We start from the raw sequence: 19,520 nt of genomic DNA on the forward strand, positions 1-19,520 counted from the left end.
AGAGATGAAGCTCGCAAAGAAATCGTTTTCGACCCGCGCCGGCGCAGCGCTGTCGCTGGCCGTCGCTTTGGCGCTAGGGCTGGGGGCCTGCGGGTCTGTGGTATCCGGAACGGCACAGCAGATTCAGCCGGACGTTTCGAAACTCGATGTCGGCAACTACGCGACTCAACCACGCACCGTCGGAAATGCGAAGAACGACAAGCAGGCTCGCTCACGCGAATCGCAGCGGCTTGGCGATTTCGTTGCCCTGCCTTACGAGGCGGATCCGTCCTATGTCGAGGACGTCTGGTACCTCCGACCGCACATCGTGCTGAATCGCAAGACACTGGGCAACCTGGTTATCAACGACACCTTCGACGACGTCGCCAAGGACCTGGTCGCGGGCTGGGTCAACGCGTGGTCCACCGGCGGACCGAGCGAGGCGCCGCGGCGCACGATGAACGTCGCTGTCTTGATGTTCCCCGACGCGAACACCGCGAAGTCGGTCGGGCCGACGCTGGAACACGACGACTTCACCTACAACCGAGACAACGAGCCGGTCTCGATCACCAAACACCCCAACACGGCCGCACATTGGCGCCCCGGCGTCTCCTCGATCGGCTCGTGGACGGTACACGACCGCTACGTCATCTTCATCAAGGTCGTCGACGACACGTCCGGTCCCGAGCTACCCGCGTTGGTCTCGCAAGTCGAGCGGATGCTCGACGTCCAGATTCCGCTACTGGACAAGTTCCAGCCGACGCCCAGCGCCGAGCTCGCTCGGATCCCGCTCGATCCCAGCGGCCTGCTCGGGCGCACACTGCCGAGCAACCCCACCGCGCCGTTCCGGCCGGAGCCAGACGGTGTCTACACGGGTCGCGGCGCGCTCTCGTTGTTCCAACAGCCAACGCCGGAGACGCTGCCGCTGTTGCAACGCGGCGAAGTAGACCTCGTCAGCTACGGCGACGCGGTGGTGTTCCGAAGCAAGTCCGCGAAGGGCGCCGAAGCGCTGTGGCGCGAGTGGCAACCGTCCAAAGACATGCCCGCCAACCAAAAGCTCATCGGTTCGCCGACCGGCCTCGACGGGAACGTGGAGTGCTTCACCGAGTACTTCGAGAATTCCGGCAACCAGCAGGACCCGAAAGTCTCCGGAAACCTGTGCGTCCTTCAGTTCGGCCGCTACGTCGTGCAGGCACGAAGCTTGCACCCCCAGGACCTTTTCCAACGTATTTCCGCCCAATACGCCCTGCTGACAACGGGATGACGGGGCAGGCGCCGCGCTCGGCCGATACCTCGTTCGCGGAAGCGATCACTCGTGATGCGAGTCGATCGGCCGGGCGGTGCTTGCTAGATTCTTCCGGAAGGCTCGTGGAACCGGGCGTTCGAGATCGTCGAGGGAGGACCGAATGGCCTTGCGGCCCGGTGCAGTTGTGGGCGGATACCGGGTTCTTCAGGTTCTCGGTAGCGGCGGGATGGGAACTGTCTACCTGGCGCAGAACCCGATCCTGCCCCGCCGCGACGCATTGAAGGTACTGAGCGCCGATCTGTCGACCGACGCAGAGTTCCGCGCGCGCTTCGAACGCGAGGCCAATCTCGCCGCTGGACTGGACCATCCGAACATCGTCGCGGTCTACAACCGTGGCGAGGAGAGCGGCCAGCTGTGGATCGCCATGCAGTACGTCGACGGCACCGACGCGGCCGAGGAGGCGAAGAAGGGGCCATCGGTCATGACGCCGCAGCGCGCGCTGCGCATCATTTCCGAAGTCGGCAAAGGTCTCGACTACGCGCACCGGCGCGGACTCCTGCACCGAGACGTCAAGCCTGCCAACTTCCTGCTCTCCGCCGCCGATGAGGGCGACGAGGAGCGCGTGTTGCTGACCGACTTCGGCGTGGCGAAATCCGCCGAGGACGGCCAGGACCTGACTGCGACCGGAAACTTCATGGCGACGGTCGCCTACGCCTCGCCGGAACAGTTGATGGGCGATCGGCTCGACCATCGCTCTGACATCTACAGCCTCGGCTGCGCCTTCTATCGGTTGCTGACAGGTCAGAACCCGTACCCGTCGACCATGCCCGCGGTGGTCATGATGGGGCACATGCACGAGCCGCCGCCGAAATTGAGTGCGGCACGTGCGGGCCTTCCTCCCGCACTCGACGCCGTCATCGAGAAGGTGCTCGCGAAGAGCCCCGACAACCGGTACAACTCGTGCCGAGAGTTCGTGCAGGACGCCGAAGCCGCGCTCTATGGCGCCCAGCTGTTCCGCGCGCCCGGCGCTGCCTATGTAACCGATCCGCGCGCGGAGGTGCGGACACATTTCACCGACCCGCGCGCCGAGGTGCGGACACATTTCACGGACCCGAGGCACGCGCTCACCGCGCCGGGCGACAGCCCGTACCCGCCGCAAGGCGGCTATCCCCCGGCGCAGGAGGCGACGGATCAGCAGTTCGTCTCGACGCTGCGCAACGGTAGCGGCGCGAAGTCCTCTCGCGCGCGCAAGTTTCTGCTGCCCGCCATCGTCGCGGTGGTGATCGCGACCGCCGTAGCCGCGGGCACTTTCTTCCTCACCAGCGGATCCGACTCGAGCGGGGGCGGCGGCACCCCGCTCGCCGAGGTCCGCACCAACAATCCGCAGTTCGACGGAAAGACGATCCTCGCGCTCAACTTCGGAAATTCCACGATGTCCGCGGTGCTGAATCCGAGTACGCAGTCGAAGTTCCTGCAAGATATCGGCTTCCGCTACAGCACGAAATACAAGGCTGTCGGCGACGAGAAATCACCACGCCAGCTTTCGCTGGGTATGTCCTCGGCCGAGATCGATTCCGAAGTGCTCATCGTCCTGCGAACGGACAGCGAGGCAGGCAACGGCGGTTTTCGCGGTCTGCCGAGCAGTATCACGAACAGTTCCGCCAAGATCGTGATCGTCGACGATCCAGCGACCATTCAGGCATTCCAGGTCTGGACCGACCAGTCGACCGGCGTACTCGTGGACAAGCTGGTGCCTACGATCGCGAAAGTGGTGAAGTAGCGCCACGGGTCCGAGTGGGCTCAATGCACCTGCCCCACAGAGCACCACGGTCCGCGCCGACGCGCGCTTGCGGACACTAAACGCTGGTAGCGCGAGGGGAACCCATTCGGTAGGGTGATGCGCAGCCAGCCCACTCGCCGATCAGGTGTAGCGAGCAGGGGGAAGGAGGGGAGCAGAGCGCTGGCAGCGACCGATGCGACGGCACCGCGGTCGAGATGTGGGGGGAGAAAGATCATCAGACCCTCCGTCCTCGGTGTAGCTGGTCGACCACGCGCAGGGGCGTCGAGACGCGATCGAATCCGCCGGAAATCAATCGAAGTCGGTGGAACCGATCGAGCCCAGAGCGCGTCCAATCATATGAACAGGGTCAGCTCACACTCCGGGCGTTGACCACGAGCAGGAGGAGGAAGCCGCTATGGCGGACAACTTGAAGGCTGATAGCGCACTCATCGCACAGAAGGCGAAGGAGTTCCAGGAGCAGCACAACAACCTGATGCTCGCCATCCGGCAGCTGAAGGCTGACGAGGACGCCGTCACCAACGGCGCGAACTGGCAGGGCCAGGCGCGCGACGCGTTCAACGCTTTCATGGAGCGCTACTACTTCCAGGCCGACAAGATGAACGACAAGCTGATGGAGACGTCGGAAAAGCTTGTCAAGATGAGCGGACAGTTCCAGGACCAGGACACCGACTTCGCCTCGAAGGTGCAGCAGCAGGTGTCGAGCCTCGACCTGCCGGCGCTCTGATCCCGTTCTTTCCCCAATCGCCGACAAAGGAGCCTGAAACATGAGCAAGCCCATCTCCGCCAATTTCTCGGGCGTCGAGTCCGGTGCCCAGCAGATCATCAAGCGCGCCGAAGGCATTCGCGACGAGCTGGAGGCCTTCCACAAGAAGGTCGAGCAGTACGTGGCCGATCACGGCGCCGGTGCCGCGAACGAAGCCTTCAGCGAGCTGCAGCGGAACTGGCAGAACCACGTTCTGCAGCTGCAGCAGACCCTGAACGGCGCCGCACAGCTGGTCAGCACCGGTAACTCCGAGCTGCAGGGCACCGACTCCGCGCTCGCGAACCTCTTCTGAGTTCGACTCGATCGGTTCGAAGCATTTGGGCCCCCAGCAATCTTGCTGGGGGCCCGAATCAGTTTGTGCCGAGCGGTTTTCCGCTCACGGAATCACATGCACCGTCGACGCGAAATTCTCGCACGTCGGCTCGAAACCGCTCCACGTGTTCCCCACGTACTGGCACCCGATGCTGACCTGGATTCCGTGTTCCACCAGCACATGCCATTGCACCGTGGACCCTTCCGGGCGTTCCACGTAGGAGAGTCCGGAGCGGCCGCCGAAGACGACGTCGCGGCGGAGGTCGCCGATGGACGGCTTCGTCTTCATCTGGGCTTCGAGGTTGGCGGCGATCTGTTCGTAGCCTGCGTTGGGGGCGACGGGGGTTTGGACGAGGGTCATGCGGTAGCGGGCGCCGTCTTGGGGGGACAGGTCGACGCGGCCGCCGTTCTGGCCGGAGGGCGGGGCGAGTCGCCAGCCGTCCGGCACCTTGAAGCGGATGCGGCCCACGGTTTCCTGCGATCCCGGGGAGTCCGTCGGGGGCAGCGAGGGGATGGGTGGGACGGACAGTGTGATCGGTGCGGTGCTGGACGGCGCCGCGGCGGGGGCTTCGTCCGAGCCGCCGGACGCGACGATGCCACCCACGACGACCGCGGTCACCACCGCGATCACGGCGACGCCCGCGAGGACGTACTTGGCGATCGGGCGGTCCGGGGCCTGAGCGGCGGCGCGTTCGCGCAGCGGCTGGAGCCATTCGTTGGTGGGCAGGGCCGGGGCCGCTTCGGGGCGGTACTCCGGTTCCTGGTGTGCGCCGCGGACGAGTTCGCCGCCGGAGATGGGGCGTAGTTCGGCGTCGGGGCCGCAGGATTGTTGGACGGCCGAGGCGATGAGGTCGAGCTTGGCCGGATCGGAAACACCGACGGCCTGAACGACATCCGCCGGGCGGCCGTCGAGGAGACGGGTGATCAGGCCGGTCAGGGTGTCGAAAGCGCGCTGATCGGCACCGAGGTCGGCGAGCGCGAGGTTCGGTTCGTGCTCGCAAGCTTCGAGCTGGACGCCGAGGTGGCTGCGGGTCACCGCGGTGGCGGTGGTGGTGATGGCGCCGAATTCGAGGACGACGGTGCGGCGGCTGCGCGCGGTGCCGTCGTCGACGGTGACGGCGCGCGAGGCGATCTCCTCGAACACGACGTCGTGCGCGAACCGGCGCGCGGCCGCGTCCAGCACCGCGCGGCGGCGGCCGCCCCAATCCGTAGGGCAGACGAGGGTGATGCGCTCGCACGGAACGCCGACGCCGAGGTTCTCCAGCGCCGTGCCGAAGACCGCGGTCAAGGCTTCCGGCACAGTGGGAACCCGCGGCAGCAGCGCGATCCGCTCGGCGGGCACGAACTGCACGGCGGAGCTGACCTGGGTCGGCGGGTTCAACGACTCGCCGACGACCAGGTTTCCGTTGCTGCCCAAGACGACCGAGGGCGGCGCGTCCCAGTGCGTGGCCGGGCCACGCGCCCAGATGCGGGTGTCCGTCAGGACCAGGTCGACCGTCGACATCACTCGGCCGCCGGCATCCATGCCAGCTGGATGAGCTCCTGGGCGTTACGGGTGATGTACGTGCCGCGGCCCGGGGGCAGCGGACTCGGCCGCACGGTACCCATCAGGACGCCCTCGTCCTTCGGGCAGCTCATGATCAGACCCGCCGAGCCGAGGTCCTTCATCCGCGCCATGGTGGCCTCGTACATGGCCCGGCTGGCGCCACCCGCGCGACGGGCGACGATCAGGTGGAAGCCGAGATCGCGGGCGTGCGGCAGGTGTTCGACGAGGGCCGAGACGGGGTTGCCCATGGAGGTGGCGACCAAGTCGTAGTCGTCGACGATGACGTACAGCTCCGGCCCGTTCCACCAGGACCGTTCGCGCAGCTGCTGCGGGGTGACGTCCGGGCCGGGCGTGCGCTGGGCGACGTAGGCGGCCAGGTCGTTCATGTTCTGCGTGAACTGCGGTGCGGTGGAACCGTATCCGGCGAGGTAGCCGTCTGGCACCAGGCCGAGCATGGTGCGCCGGTAGTCGCCGAGGATGAAACGGGCCTCGTTCGGCGAGTTGGCGGCGGCGATGCCCTCGATGATCGAGCGCAACAGCGTCGTCTTACCCGACTCGCTGTCGCCGATGATGATGAAGTGCGGGCTCTCGTTGAAGTCGAGGTAGACCGGCGCGAGCTCGGATTCGTTGATACCGAGCGGAATACGCACGTTCTTGACGCCCGAGTTGAGCTGCGACGGCCAGTTCCCAGCGAGCTGCAACAGCTGTTCGCGCGGCAGCACTTCGGGCAGCATGCGCGCGGCGGGCGCGTGCCGACCGGGGGTCAGGCGCGCGATGGTCGCCACGGCGTCCGCGACGGCCTGGCCGAGCATGGTCGGGTCGGAGCTGCCGTCGATGCGCGGCAGACCGGTCAGCATGTGCAGGCAGTCCGGCGTCATACCGCGACCGGGGCGGCCCATCGGGACCTGCGCCGCGAACTTGCGGCCGAGGTCGGAGTCCATCGGGTCACCGAGCCGCAGCTCGATGCGCGTGCCGATCTGGTCCTTGAGTGCCGGGCGCGCCTCGGCCCAGCGGGCCAGCGCGATGACGACGTGCACACCGTACGAAAGACCCTGCACCGCAAGGTTCATGATCGGTTGCTCGAGCGGATCGAAATCCTGGCGGATCGAGCCGAAGCCGTCGATCACCAGGAAGACGTCGCCGAACGGGTCTTCGTGCGCGCCGGCGGCGGCAGGGCTGCTTGACGGATCCATCGAACGCAGTCGGCGGAACTCCGCCATCGACTCGATACCGAGCTGACGGAACCGGGCCTCGCGCTGACGGACGATGGTGGTCATTTCGGCGATGGTGCGCCGAACCTTGTCCTCGTCCAAACGGCTCGCCACCGAACCGACGTGCGGCAAACCCTCCAGGCTGGCCAACGTACCGCCACCGAAGTCGAGGCAGTAGAACTGCACCTGCTCGGCGGTGTGCGTCATCGACATCGCCATGATCATCGTGCGCAGCGCGGTGGACTTGCCGGACTGCGGACCGCCGACCACCGCGACGTTGCCTCGCGAACCGGAGAGGTCCACGACCAAGGGATCGCGGCGCTGGTCGTACGGGCGGTCGACGATGCCGATCGGCGCGCGCAGCGTCGCGACGGCCGAGTACTCGCCGGTGAGAATCGAGCGCGGGATGAGCTGGTCCAGCGTCGGCGCCTCGTCCAGCGGCGGCAACCAGATCTCGTGCGCAGGGCGGCCGTGCCCGCGGATGCGGGAGACGAGCATGTTGAGGTTCGAGATCTGCTCGCCCTCTTCGGTCCGGTGCTCCTCCGGCTCGTGGCTGGCCTGGGTGGGCAGCGGGACCCGGTCGATGGCGCGGAAGTCCACGTGGTGGGCGGTGAAAGGCCGTGCCTTCACGTCGATCTCGCCGCCCGCGACACCGGCCTGGGTGACCTCGCGCTGCGAGCCGCCGCCGACGTACGGGCCGGAGACGTAGGAAGCCTGGAAGCGCTGGATCTCGCCGGAGTCGGACTTGAGGTAACCGCCACCGGGTGTGTTGGGCAGGTTGTAGGCGTCGGGCACGCCGAGCACCTGACGGGACTCGTTGGCGGAGAACGTCTTCAGACCGATCCGGTAGGACAGGTGGCTCTCCAGGCCCTTCAGCTTGCCCTCTTCGAGGCGCTGCGAGGCGAGCAGCAGGTGCACGTGCAGCGAGCGGCCGAGTCGGCCGATCATCACGAACAGTTCGGCGAAATCCGGGTGCTGGGTGAGCAGTTCGGAGAACTCGTCGAGCACCACGAACAACGCGGGCAGCGGGTCGAGATCGGCGCCCGCCGCGCGCGCCTTCTCGTATTCGGAGACGTTGGCGAAGTTGCCCGCCTGGCGAAGCACTTCCTGGCGGCGGTTCATCTCACCGGCCAGCGCGTCCTTCATACGGTCGACGAGGTCGGCCTCTTCCTCGAGGTTGGTGATGACGGCCGCGACGTGCGGCACGCCCTCCAGACCGAGGAAGGTCGCACCACCCTTGAAGTCGACGAGCACCAGGTTCAGCTGGTCCGGCGAGTGGGTGGCCAACAGGCTGAGCACCAGGGTGCGCAGGAACTCCGACTTACCGGAACCGGTGGCGCCGATGCACAGACCGTGCGGGCCCATGCCGTTCTCGGCGGCCTCCTTGATGTCCAGCTCGATCGGCAGACCCGCGGCGTCGACGCCGAACGGAACGCGAAGGCGCTCACGGCCGTAGCGCGGGCGCCAGGCGCTCTCGGGGTTGAACGAACCGATGTCGCCGAGGCTCATCAGCTGCGCCCAGGTCGAGATGACCTCGGTGTCCTCGGTCTCCACGTCGCTGCTGCGCTGGGTGGCCGCGCGGTAGGGCGCGAGCCTGCGCGCGGCCTGCTGGGCCTGGTGCGCGCTGATCCGGTCGATGAGCGCGAACCGCTCCTGATTGCCGGTGGCGCCGCGGCCGACGCACTCGCCGTTCTCGACGACCATCTTGATGCCGCGCGAAACCGCGAGGCGCGGTGCGTATCCGCACAGGTCGATGATGGTGACGCCCTCGTAGCCGGATTCGCGCAACTGATCGTCCTCGGCCTCCAGCAGTCCGCCGTCGACCACGATGACGAGTTGCACCAGACCGGCGTTCGCGGGCTGGTTACGCGAGTAGCGAACGCGGTTGGCAAGCAGCGGGTGCAGGCTCGCGGTGGCCTCCCGGATCGAGCCGTAGAACATGCGCTGGGTGCCGATGCCGTCCTGGGCGTCGGGATGCTGGGTGTGCGGGAGCCACTTGGTCCACTCCCACTCGCGGGCGGTGTCCGGGCCGCACACCACAGCGACGAGCACCTGGTCCGGGCCCTGGAACATGCACAGCTGCAACAACATCGCCCGCACCATGTCGCGGGCCTCGTTCCGGTCGCCGTCCAGCGCGATGGTCGCGAACCCCTTCACCGCGATGGCGGTCGGCAGATCCGGCACCGTCGAGTGCGCGCGCACGAAGCGGCGCAGCGACACCGCCGCGATCGGTTCCAGTTCCTCGACCGGGCCGGTCTCCGGCGCGACAAGCCGGGTGGCGAGGCGCTGCCCGCCGATGCCGATGCGCGCGTGGCAGAAGTCCTTGTCCCCCGCGCGGCGCTCCCACATGCGGCTGGTGCCCGCGAGCATCCAGATCAGTCCGGGCTCCGGGTGGCTCCATTCCACCGACGCGCGTTGCTGTTTGGCGGTCTCGTCGACGTCCTTGCGCACCTGGTCGAGGTAGCGCAGGTAGTCCTTGCGGTCCTCGTTCGCCTCGGCCGCCTTCTGTCCCTTGCCGCCGCCCTGGCCCGCGAACATGCCGACCATCGAGAACAGCATCATGATCGGGAACATCATGCTCATCGGGTTCGACGCGATGCCGCCGCCCTGCGTGAACAGCAGCGCCATCATGCCGACCATGCCGATGATCATCACGACAGGCATCAGCTTCATCAGCAGATTGCCCGGTGTGACCCTGGGGATCTCGGGCGGCGGCTGCAAGGTGACCTCGCCGCCCGGCGTACGCGGCATCTCCCGGCGAGCACGGCGCTGGAACCGGACGGTGCTCATGCCTGCGCCTCGCTGGCGCTCGGCTCCGGCATGCGCACAGCGCGCTGGCACATGAATCGCTCACTGCGTTCGCTCAACGAGAATTCCCCCTCTTCACATGCTGCGACTTCGGGCTCAGTGTAGAGGCCACCGCCGACATGTCGTACAGTTCGACCTGCATTCTGCTGCCCCGACGCCAGGGTCGCAAGCTCGCCCCCCAGCGCGACGGGTCAGCGGAAAATCGAGGTAGAACACCAGGTTGGGGGAAGTTTGACGCACGCGCGACTTGACCACATCGACGAAGACTCCTCGCGCGGTATCGTCCGTGCGCCGGACCTGGCTCGGGTGACGATCCTGGCGAAGCACACCCAGGTGGACATGGCGATCCCGGTCGACGTGCCGGTCGCGCTGGTGATCCCGAGCGTCGTCGACATGGTCGCTCAGCACAGCCGCACCAACGATTTCGACAACGAAGGCGAGCGCTTCGAGCCCGCCGAGTGGGTGCTGGCCAGAATCGGTCACCCGCCGTTCTCCAACTCGCTCAGCCTCGGCGAGCACGGCGTGCGCGACGGCGAACTCCTCATGTTGGAGAGCGCCTCGCACACCGCTCCGACACCGCTTTTCGACGACATCATGTACAACGTCGCGATCGCGGACACCGACCACTACCGCAGCTGGACGCCGAAGACCGCGCGGCTCACCGGCTCCGTCCTCGCCGCGCTCACGATGATCGTCGGTTGCCTCGGCCTGTTGCTCGCGCCGGAGGAGCTACCGGAGTGGGTCAGCGGTTCGATCGCGCTGGCGGTGGCGATCCTGCTCGTCGTCGCTGGCATGGTGCTGAGCCGGATGTACGGCGACACCGCGACCGCGCTCGTTCTCGGCGGCTGCGCGCTGCCCGCCGCGCTCACGGCCGGAATGCTCTACGTACCTGATCATTACGGCTGGGCGCACATCCTGCTCGGATCGGTGTTGGTGGGGGCCACCGCGATTCTCGCGTGGCGCGTCACCGGCGTCGGTCTCGCGCTGTTCATCGGCGCGGCCGCGCTCGCGGTGTACGCGGTGCCCGCCGCGCTGGTCGGGCTGCTCACCGATCAGCCGCTGAAGGCGATCGGCGCGGTGGCCGCGGCGCTTGGTCTGGCGGGTCTTTCGCTGTCGCCGCGTATTTCGATGCTGCTGGCCAAACTGCCGCTGCCGCCGGTGCCTTCGCCGGGCACCCCGATCGACCCGACCGAGGACGACCCAGACGATCATCGCGCGCTGCCGACCATGGAGGCGCTGCGGGTGAAGTCGGAGCGGGCCCGCATGTACCTCGCCGGTCTGGTCTCGGCGACCACGCTGGTCACCGTCGCGGGCGCGCTCGCCGCCACCGATCCCGAGTCCGGCGACCCGTACTGGCAGGGCATCGCGCTCGCGCTGGTCTGCGCGGCGGTGCTGATGTTCCGCAGCCGCACCTACGCGGGCGCCGAGCAGGCGATCGTGCTGATCGCCGGTGGCGCGTCGATCGTGCTGATCATGTTGGTGGGGGCCGGTTTCGCGATGGACATGCCGCTCGCCGTCTTCGGCACGGCGATGCTGATCCTGGTCGCCGCGCTGATCCTGGGCATCATCGTCCCGAACCAGTCGGCGACGCCGCCGATGCGCCGCGGCGTTGAGCTGCTGGAGTACGCGTTCGTCGCGGCGGTGCTTCCGCTGGTGTTCTGGGTGGCCTCGCTCTACTCCCTCGTCCGCGGGCTGTGAACGCGCACTTGCGCGTCGCCGCCGTCGCGGTGACGCTCGGGCTTTCGGCATCGTTCGGCGTCGGCTCCGGACACGGTGTGGCGCAGGCAGATCGGCCGCCCGCGGTGAATCCTGCGCTGCGGCCTGCGGGCGATCCCGCCGCGCCGCCCGAGAAGACCGAACGCCCGCCCAACTCGAACTGCGCCGACATCGTGACCGGCGGCGACGGGCCGACCATCCCCGCGGCGCAGCGCGCGCTCGATCTGGAGCGCGCATGGCAGTTCTCCAAGGGTGCGGGCCAGGTCGTCGCGGTCATCGACACCGGAGTCGCGCGGCATCCGCGGTTGCCTGGCCTGGAGGCGGGCGGCGATTTCGTCGCGGCGGGCGGTGACGGCACCGAAGACTGCGACGGCCACGGCACTTTCGTCGCCGGACTGATCGCGGCCTCGCAGGTCGAGGGACAGGGCTTCGCCGGCGTCGCGCCCGAGGCGCGCATCATCACCATCCGCCAGACCAGCAAGATGTATCAGCGCGAAGGCGCTTCGCGGAACAAGGGCCCCGACGACCTGCCCGACGGCTACGGCACCCTCGCCACCATGGCGTCGGCGATCGTGCGCGCGGTGGACATGGGCGCGACGGTCATCAACATCTCCGAGGTCTGGTGCGGCTCGTCCAACGACGTCGACGGCGCGATCGGCGCGGCGTTGCAGTACGCGCTGGACAGCAACGTCGTCGTGGTCGCCGCGGCGGGCAACAACGACACCGAGCAGTGCAAACCGGTGAACAAGGTGATCGACCCGCTCGACCCGACGTCCGATCCGTGGAGCAACGTCACGGTCAACGTCAGCCCGGCGCGCTGGGACGACTACGCCCTCTCGGTCGGCTCGATCGACCAGAACGGCGCGCCGTCCAAGTTCACCGTGCCCGGTCCCTGGCTGAGCGTGGCGGCGACCGGCGAGAACATGGTCTCGCTCAACCCGCGCGGCGACGGCACCGCGATCGGCGCGGTCGATCAGCGCGGGCAGCAGAACCCGATCAGCGGCACCAGCTTCGCCACGCCCCTGGTCTCCGGCGTCGTCGCGCTGGTGCGCGCCCGGTTCCCGGAAATGAGTGCGCGCGAGGTCATCCGGCGCATCCAGGCCACCGCGCACGCGCCCGCCGAGGGCTGGAACCAGTACGTCGGCTACGGCGCGGTCGACCCGATCGCCGCGCTGACCAACGCGGTGCCCGACAAGCTGCCGCCGAAGCGACCGACACCGCCGCGCAGCGAGCAGCTCGCCGTGCCCGCACCGCCGCCGCCACCGGACAACACCGCGCGCAACGTCGCGTTGATCGGCACCGGCATCATCGCGACCGCGTTGATCCTCGGTTACCTCGCGTCTTTCCCGATCCGCCGCCGCTTCGGCGTCACCTCGGACGACATGTGACCGCCGACCGCCTCGGGCGCGAATGCCCGAGGCGGTCAGTGCGACACGGGCCGGGCGGTGCGAATTCGCTTGGCCAGGAAGGCCCGTCGTCGCGTGGCGAAGTCCGCGCCGTAGAGATCGGCGCGCATGCGGGCGAGTTCCCCGCGCTCGTGGGCATCGATCAGCGCGCGGTCGCCGTCGTCGAGGCGGGTCCGTTTCGCCGTCATGGTTCGCGTCCACGCCGTCGGTTCGGCGTAGGAGCGGGCGAGGTCGTCGAGCCAGTCGTCGAAACCTCGTCCGATGGGGCCGATTTCGTCCAGCAATCCCAGGCTCAGCGCCGTGGCGGTGTCGATCGGTTCGCCGTCGTCCAGCAGTCGCTCGGCGACGGCGGGCCCGACGCGCCGAGGGAGGGTGAGGGTGTGGAACTCCGAGCCGCTCAGGCCGAGCGACTTGTAATGCGCGTTCACCGTGGCACTTTCGCGCGCTACGACGACATCGGCCGCGAGGGCGAGCATCATGCCGCCCGCGCCGACGTTGCCGGTGACGGCCGCGATGGTGAGTTGGTCCGCGCACAGCAGTAGCGCACGGCAGACGGAATTCATCGCGCGGATGTTCGCCCAGCCCTCCGCGGCGGGGTCGGCGGCGAATTCGATGGCGCCGAGGTGGATTCCGGTCGAGAAGAACGGGCCCGCGCCGCCACGAAGTACCAGGATCTTGGTGTCTTGGGCGGCGGCGAACTCGATCGCGGCGGCCAATCGATGGCACTGCTCGGTGGTGAGCGCGCCGTTGTACGGGTCGATGGTGATGACGCCGACGGCACGGTCGGCGCGGTAGTGGATGTCACCGGGGCGCGCCGGGTCCGTCGTGACCGGAATGGTCGCGGGCCGGATTCCGGTCCTGGCGAGCACGCCGAGCGCGGGCCCTTTGCATGTCGACTCCGCCTCGCCCGCGGCGCGCAGATGTCCGACCCAGAGAGTGCCCGAGCCGCAGGCGATTTCGATCGCGTGGTGGCGGCGGCCGACCAGCGTCCCCGGCTCGGCGTCCATCGGACCGCGCCGCCCGGGCTTGGCGTCGTAGAGGTAGACGGAGCGGTCCGCGAGGACGGTCCGCACGCCGGGTGCGCCGTCCGCGGCGCGCACGCGGTGCGCGATCGCCTCGGCGTCGTCGGACCAGTCGAACGCGCGGTCGGCCTGACGCATGGCCGAACGGCTTCGCGCGTGCGGAATCGCGCGGGGCACCTCCTGCTGATCGAACGGAACGAAATCGGTGTCGAGCGCGCGGCTCACGGCCGCGAGGACGCACTCGATCGCGGCGTCGGCGACCACGGTGCCGTAGAGGGTGCTCTTGCGGCGGTGCGCGTCGAACGGGAAGGTGCGCCAAGCCCACACCGGGCCTGCGTCCAGATCCTCGACGGCGGAGAGCACGGTGACGCCCCAGTACGGCTCGCGGTCGGTGATGGCCCAGTCCAGCGACGACGGCCCCCGGTCGCCGATCGGTCCCGGATGGACGATCACCACCGGGACGGCGCCCGCGCAGATCCGGCGCGGGATGCGGCGGGTCAGGTAGGTGCAGACGATCATGTCGACGCCGGAGGCCACGGCGCGATCCATATCGGATTCGGTCTCCACGACCGCGGTGCGCACGAGATACCCGCGCCGTCGCAGTGCGAGGGCAGCGCGCACGGTCAGTCCGTTCTCGGCGCTGCACATCAACAGAATCTGTCGGCGCATCCTGGTCGGGCCCTTCGGCTGGCGAGAGCGGTTCGGGCGCACCCGGCACCTTCGCTCCGGCCGTGGCCGGATCACTCGGGCAGCGCCAGTGCGGCGGCAACGCTGCGCCTGTGCCCGTACCCGCCCTGATCTGCGACAACGTGGCTCTGGGCGATGGGCGGTGACCGGGCGCAAGCACCATCAGGCGACCAAGTGTAGTTCCCGGCCGCCGCGGTCCGGGCGGAGTTCGGCTCGACGCGTCGGCCGTAGCCGTGCCGCCCGAGCCGCGTCGACCTGTAGCCTCAGCCGCAATCGACGGGCGAGCACCGCCCAGCACCGCAGAGCAACAGGTAGTACCCGATGACCGACCAGACGATCGTGACCCGCAGGCAGGCGTGGGAGCGCGCGACCAACGTGCCGATGATGGCGTTGGCGGTGACCTTCCTCGGCGTGTACGCGTGGCATGTGCTCGACACCGGCGCTTCGCCGCGGCTGGATTCCTGGCTGACCGGCGTCGACATCCTGATCTGGACGCTGTTCGCCGCGGACTTCGCGGTGCGGCTGTGGCTGTCGACCGACCGGTGGCGATTCGTGCGGCGGCATCCGCTGGAGCTGCTGATCGTGGTGCTGCCGCCCTTTCGTCCGCTGCGGCTGTTGCGGGCGGCGCTACTGCTGCTGGACACGTTGAACCGCACCACCGTCACGCGGGCTCGGCTCTCGGTGTTCGTCGGCGCCAGCTCGGCGTTGATCCTGCTGCTGTGCAGCCTGGCCTTCTTCGACGCCGAGTACGGCGCGCCGGACAGCAAGACCACCGACTTCGGTGACGCGCTGTGGTGGTCGGCGGTCTCGGTCACGACCGTCGGCTACGGCGACGTCTATCCGGTGACCACCGAGGGTCGCTTGATCTCCTTGGTCCTGATGACCTTCGGCATCGGACTGATCAGCTTCGCGATCGGCACCACGACGAGCTGGGTGATCGATCAGCTGAAGGCGGTGGAGGTCAGCGCCGAGCGCACCGATCGGGAGATCTCCGTCCTGCTCGACGAAGTCCGCGCGCTCCGAAGCGAAGTCGCCTCGCTGCGCGAAAGCACCGAGCCGCGCGAGGACACCGCAGTCGAGCGGCGCTGACCTGTCTCTCGACTACTTCTGCTGATTGCCGACGGGCTTCGAAGCCGGTGACGGATCGGGCGCGACACCGTCGTGCGCGACCATCGCCTCCTCGCGCCCGAGCGTTGGCCCGTTCGCGAGCAGACCGACGATCGGCCACGGCGCGGGCTCGGGCTTCACCCCGGCCTCGGCGTCCAAGCCGAGCGCCTTCTGCGCGTCGGCGTTCTTGACGCCGTAGCGCACGCCCGTGTCGGCGACGTAGAAGAGGGAATCCTTACGCCTGCTGTCGGGTTCGATGCCGGTGGTCTGCACGAACGCGCCGGTGCCCGGCGGGACGTACGCCGAGTCCGCGTTCGGCCCCGACCCGTCGGCCTGGGCGAGCGGCACCGCCTTGGCCTTGTCCGGCATCGGCAGCGTGACGCCGGTGACCACCGAGAGCTCGGCCTGCATACCGCCGTCCTTGGCGGCCGGGTTCGGCTTCCATGACAAGCAGCTGACGGGCTGCTCCTTGGTATCGACGATCGTGGGCACGGTCGTCGGATAGGTGTCGACCGCCAGCGCGGTGGCGATGTTCGCGCTCGTCTTGTCGGTCGGGTCGATCCAGGAAGCACCGGGGGTCGAGCGGTACGTGGCGCGGATGATCTCCGCGGTCACCGCCGAGATCGCCTGCAGACCTTCGTGCAGCACCACGTAGTTCTGGTCGGGATCCGAGGACACCTGCACCACGTCGCCGACCCGTCGGTCGCCGACCTGATAGCTCACCCGCGCGCCGGGATCGTTGATCTTCGGCGGAACGATCGCCGGCACTTCGGGAATGGCGTTGAGCAGACCCTCGCTGACCGGCCGCGGTGTCGCGCCGGTGATGCCGAGCGCGTCGGTCACCTTGCGGTCGCTCATATCCACGCGGGCGCGAGTCTTGTTGTAGACCAGGTACGCCTGCTCCTTCACCTTCACAAGCAGCGCCCGGTCCGCGGGCGTGACCGAGGCCTTGTCACCCAGCTCCAGGTCGCCAGCGAGCACCGTGGTGGTGAATTCCTTGGAGCCGTCGACCTTCATCACGTCGCAGACGGTCCAGGCCCGGCCCTTGCCGTCTTTGTCGTAGCGCAAAGCCGCTGGCGCGCCGGGGATTCCGATCAGCTGGCCGCGCGGCTTCTTGCCGAGTTCGGACTCCTTGACGATGACGGCCTTGCCCGATTCACCGGACGCCAGGCGCGCCGAGGCCAGGTTCAGCGCCGGATGCACGACGCCGTCGATCACCACGTAGACGCCGCCGGACTCCTTGCCGATCAGCAGCACGTTCTGGCCGATCTTGTCCTGCGGGCGCAGCAGCGCGAGGATGCCGCAACCGGCGAGCACGACGCAGGCGAGGACCAGACCGGCGGCGAAGGCGCGGGATTGGGAGCGCATCGGATCGTGCAGCATTCGCACGTCCCGGCGCACGAGCGCGTGCTCCATCCGGCGGACCAGGAAGCGGTAACCGCTCACCTGCCAGCGCGTGGTGGGTTTTGAAGGCATGGTTCCTCCCCCGAACAGTGCTCACGTTCGCGGAACACAGTACAGTTCCCTGGGACTCTTGTTCAGCTCGGCCGGTAGGAAACGGTCGATACCGGGTATTTTGGGGGACGCTGATGGCCGAAGCCACAGGGGCGGGACCACGTCCGCTGCTTGGTCGCATCTCGCTGCCGAATCTGTTGATCGCACAGATGATCGGCATGATCGCCGGAGTGATCGCGTTGGTGGCCGGTCTCGGCTGGTGGCCGTCGCTCGGCGTCGCCGTCGCGGTCGGTCTGCTTCCGCTGATCCCGATCGCCAAACGCACCGTGCTGGACTGGATCGCGACCTGGTGGCGCTACATCACCAAGCGCGACTACGAGATCGGCGACACCGTCGACTTCCGCGGCCCCGACGACCGCTCGCTCGGTCTGTACTGGGACGGCACCCGGGTGGTGACGGTCGTCGAGGTGCTGCCGCCCAAGGGCGGACTGACCCGCATCTCCAGCAGCACCGTGCACGCCTCGCACCTGCTGCCGCTTCCCGAACTCGCCGCCTGCCTCAACCAGCACGACATCCTGCTCAGCGGCATCGACATCATCAGCCACGGACACCGCAGCCGCGCAGGCACACCGGCGGGCAAGATCTACGAGTCGCTGCTCGGCCCGCTGCCCGCGACCGCGCACCGCGCCGTGTGGCTGGCGATCAGCTTCGACGCCATCGCCTGCCCGGAGGCGGCGGCTCGCCGCGGCGGCGGCAGCGAGGGCGCCTCGCGCGCGGTAACCATTGCGACGCAACGCATCATGCGCGCGCTGGAGGACGCCGACTGCAGCGCCCGCATCCTGACCGCGCCCGAGATCCGCAAGGCGGTCCTGCAGATCACCGCGGGCTTCGATCCGCGCACCCTGACCCATCGCTGGCGCTACGCCGAGATCGGCAACGCCGTGAACATCGGCAGCGCGGTCGACCCGAAGCAGCTCGGCTCGGATCTGCTCGCGCAGCTGTGGGTCGCGCCCTCGCGCGGCACCACCGTCACCGTGCGGCTGCGTCCTGGCAGCTCCGCCGAATCGGTGAGCATCGGCGCGGCCTGGCGACTGACCGCGCGTGAACTGCCCGAGCGCGGCAAGCTCACGGGCATGGTGTCGATGAACGGACGCCACCGCGACAGCCTGCTCGCGCACCTGCCCCTCGCCGTGCCCGGCCTCGACGACACCGTGCCGATGACCGAGTACCCGATCGATGTGATCGGCGCGCTGCACCTGCCGTCGTCCGGCTGCGGTCAGCTCATCGGTTCGGACGAGAACAATCAGGGTGTGGCCGTTCGCATCATCGGCACCGGCATCTCGACGGTCTACCTGGCGGGCGAGCTCTACCTGGCGCAGCAGTTGGTGTTCCGCGCGCTGGCCGTCGGCGAGCGCATCCTGATCCGCACCGACCGTGCGCACGCCTGGGAGAACCTGGTGCAGACCATCGGCAACCCGGAGCGCCTCACCATCGCCGTCGAAACCCACCAGTCCGACGCGGGTTTCACCGCGACCGTGGTGGACGGGGTGCTCGCGCCCGCGCCGCACGCGGGCGTCACGACGATCTACGTCACCGGTGACCCGATGGGCTGGCCCGCGACCAGGCCGGACCTCTCCATCCACCAGCCCGGCGCGATCGGCAACCACGTGGTACTTCGCACCGGGACCGCTCAGGTGGATCTGACCCTGGTGTCGATTCCCCGCGAGGCCACCTACATCGGACATCCGCGCGGACGACGGCCCGTCGCCGCGCAGTGATCGAGCGTCAGCCGGGGTAGGGATCGGACGCCCGCGCATCCCGCAAATGCCGTGCCCACCAGTGCAATTGGCGCAGCATCCGTTCGCTCGCGTCGATGGGCGCGCCGTCGATTGGCGTGCCCGTGGTGTCGAAACCGCGCTTGGCCTGGTGGATGCTGACGGTTTCGCGGATCGAGACCATGTGGATCTCGGCGACCACCTGCCTGAGCTGTTCCACCGCGCGCAGGCCGCCAGAGAGTCCGCCGTACGAGACGAAACCGATGGGCTTGGCGCGCCACTCGCGCTTGGCGGTGTCGAACGCGGTCTTGAGCGAGGCCGGGTAGCCGTGGTTGTACTCGGAGGTGATCGCGACGAACGCGTCCGCGGCCGCCAGCCGGTCCCGGTAGGCGTCGGCCTCCGGCGTATCGGTGAGATCCGTCGGCAGCGGTGTGTCGATGAGATCGATTACGCCCGTGTCGAATTCGGGTCTGTCCCGGACGACGCGCAGGAACCAGTCGGCGACCACCGGAGCGAACCGCTCCGGGCGCACGCTTGCCACGATGATCTCGAGCCGTACCGGGGTGTCCACCGGGCGAGCGTAATGGACGCCGCCGGATGCGATCAGCAGACAGTCCGCGCGTGGCTGAAGGTGAGGCCACACGAAGGCGCTGCCCGTCGACCAAACCGCGCGTAGCCGAAGCGGA

Annotated in this window: 13 protein-coding genes; 8 read left to right on the plus strand and 5 right to left on the minus strand. The window is 68.4% G+C overall.

Annotation, left to right across the window (positions count from 1 at the left end; all coding sequences use genetic code 11):
- The first annotated feature begins 4 nt into the window (after positions 1 to 4).
- From NAM01S_RS14190 to NAM01S_RS14205, 4 genes are all read left to right on the plus strand, one after another.
- Positions 5 to 1,243 (plus strand): DUF7373 family lipoprotein, encoded by a 1,239-nt coding sequence (locus tag NAM01S_RS14190; protein ID WP_067784996.1) that lies wholly within the window; start codon positions 5 to 7, stop codon positions 1,241 to 1,243.
- A gap of 208 nt (positions 1,244 to 1,451) precedes the next feature.
- Positions 1,452 to 3,005, plus strand: a complete 1,554-nt coding sequence (locus tag NAM01S_RS14195; protein WP_372511646.1) for a serine/threonine-protein kinase — start codon at positions 1,452 to 1,454, stop codon at positions 3,003 to 3,005.
- A 415-nt stretch (positions 3,006 to 3,420) separates the two neighbouring features.
- A complete protein-coding gene (locus tag NAM01S_RS14200; protein WP_067785002.1) occupies positions 3,421 to 3,750 on the plus strand; it encodes a WXG100 family type VII secretion target in 330 nt (109 codons plus the stop codon).
- Positions 3,751 to 3,790: 40 nt separating this feature from the next.
- Positions 3,791 to 4,081, plus strand: a complete 291-nt coding sequence (locus NAM01S_RS14205) for a WXG100 family type VII secretion target (RefSeq protein WP_067785005.1) — start codon at positions 3,791 to 3,793, stop codon at positions 4,079 to 4,081.
- Positions 4,082 to 4,165: 84 nt separating this feature from the next.
- On the opposite strand, the gene NAM01S_RS14210 is transcribed toward NAM01S_RS14205, so the two are convergent.
- On the minus strand, positions 4,166 to 5,626 hold the full coding sequence (locus tag NAM01S_RS14210; protein ID WP_067785008.1) for a type VII secretion-associated protein: 1,461 nt from the start codon (positions 5,624 to 5,626) through the stop codon (positions 4,166 to 4,168).
- The gene (eccCa, locus tag NAM01S_RS14215; protein WP_067785010.1) at positions 5,605 to 9,648 is read right to left on the minus strand and encodes a type VII secretion protein EccCa; all 4,044 of its coding nucleotides are present in this window, start codon (positions 9,646 to 9,648) and stop codon (positions 5,605 to 5,607) included. Before eccCa ends, NAM01S_RS14210 begins: the two co-directional genes overlap by 22 nt.
- Positions 9,649 to 9,897: 249 nt before the next feature.
- On the opposite strand from eccCa, the gene eccD reads away from it, so the two are divergent.
- Together eccD and mycP are read left to right on the plus strand one after the other, a co-directional pair.
- Complete coding sequence (gene eccD / locus NAM01S_RS14220) at positions 9,898 to 11,364, plus strand: type VII secretion integral membrane protein EccD (RefSeq protein ID WP_067785012.1); 1,467 nt, start codon at positions 9,898 to 9,900, stop codon at positions 11,362 to 11,364.
- On the plus strand, positions 11,361 to 12,770 hold the full coding sequence (gene mycP / locus NAM01S_RS14225; protein WP_253798677.1) for a type VII secretion-associated serine protease mycosin: 1,410 nt from the start codon (positions 11,361 to 11,363) through the stop codon (positions 12,768 to 12,770). The genes eccD and mycP overlap by 4 nt, the downstream gene beginning before the upstream one ends.
- A gap of 35 nt (positions 12,771 to 12,805) precedes the next feature.
- Here the strand turns inward: mycP and NAM01S_RS14230 are convergent, their stop codons facing one another.
- Complete coding sequence (locus NAM01S_RS14230; protein ID WP_067785156.1) at positions 12,806 to 14,458, minus strand: enoyl-CoA hydratase-related protein; 1,653 nt, start codon at positions 14,456 to 14,458, stop codon at positions 12,806 to 12,808.
- Positions 14,459 to 14,818: 360 nt separating this feature from the next.
- Here NAM01S_RS14230 and NAM01S_RS14235 point away from each other — a divergent pair, with 360 nt between their 5' ends.
- The gene (locus NAM01S_RS14235) at positions 14,819 to 15,586 is read left to right on the plus strand and encodes a potassium channel family protein (protein WP_067785014.1); all 768 of its coding nucleotides are present in this window, start codon (positions 14,819 to 14,821) and stop codon (positions 15,584 to 15,586) included.
- A 12-nt stretch (positions 15,587 to 15,598) separates the two neighbouring features.
- On the opposite strand, the gene eccB is transcribed toward NAM01S_RS14235, so the two are convergent.
- A complete protein-coding gene (gene eccB / locus NAM01S_RS14240; RefSeq protein ID WP_067785017.1) occupies positions 15,599 to 17,080 on the minus strand; it encodes a type VII secretion protein EccB in 1,482 nt (493 codons plus the stop codon).
- A gap of 113 nt (positions 17,081 to 17,193) precedes the next feature.
- Here eccB and eccE point away from each other — a divergent pair, with 113 nt between their 5' ends.
- A complete protein-coding gene (gene eccE / locus NAM01S_RS14245; RefSeq protein WP_067785020.1) occupies positions 17,194 to 18,837 on the plus strand; it encodes a type VII secretion protein EccE in 1,644 nt (547 codons plus the stop codon).
- A gap of 7 nt (positions 18,838 to 18,844) precedes the next feature.
- Here eccE and NAM01S_RS14250 read toward each other — a convergent pair whose 3' ends face one another.
- Positions 18,845 to 19,405, minus strand: a complete 561-nt coding sequence (locus NAM01S_RS14250) for an NADPH-dependent FMN reductase (protein ID WP_067785023.1) — start codon at positions 19,403 to 19,405, stop codon at positions 18,845 to 18,847.
- Positions 19,406 to 19,520 lie beyond the last annotated feature (115 nt).

It is taken from the genome of Nocardia amikacinitolerans NBRC 108937, from assembly GCF_001612615.1.
Classification (GTDB): Bacteria; Actinomycetota; Actinomycetes; order Mycobacteriales; family Mycobacteriaceae; genus Nocardia; species Nocardia amikacinitolerans.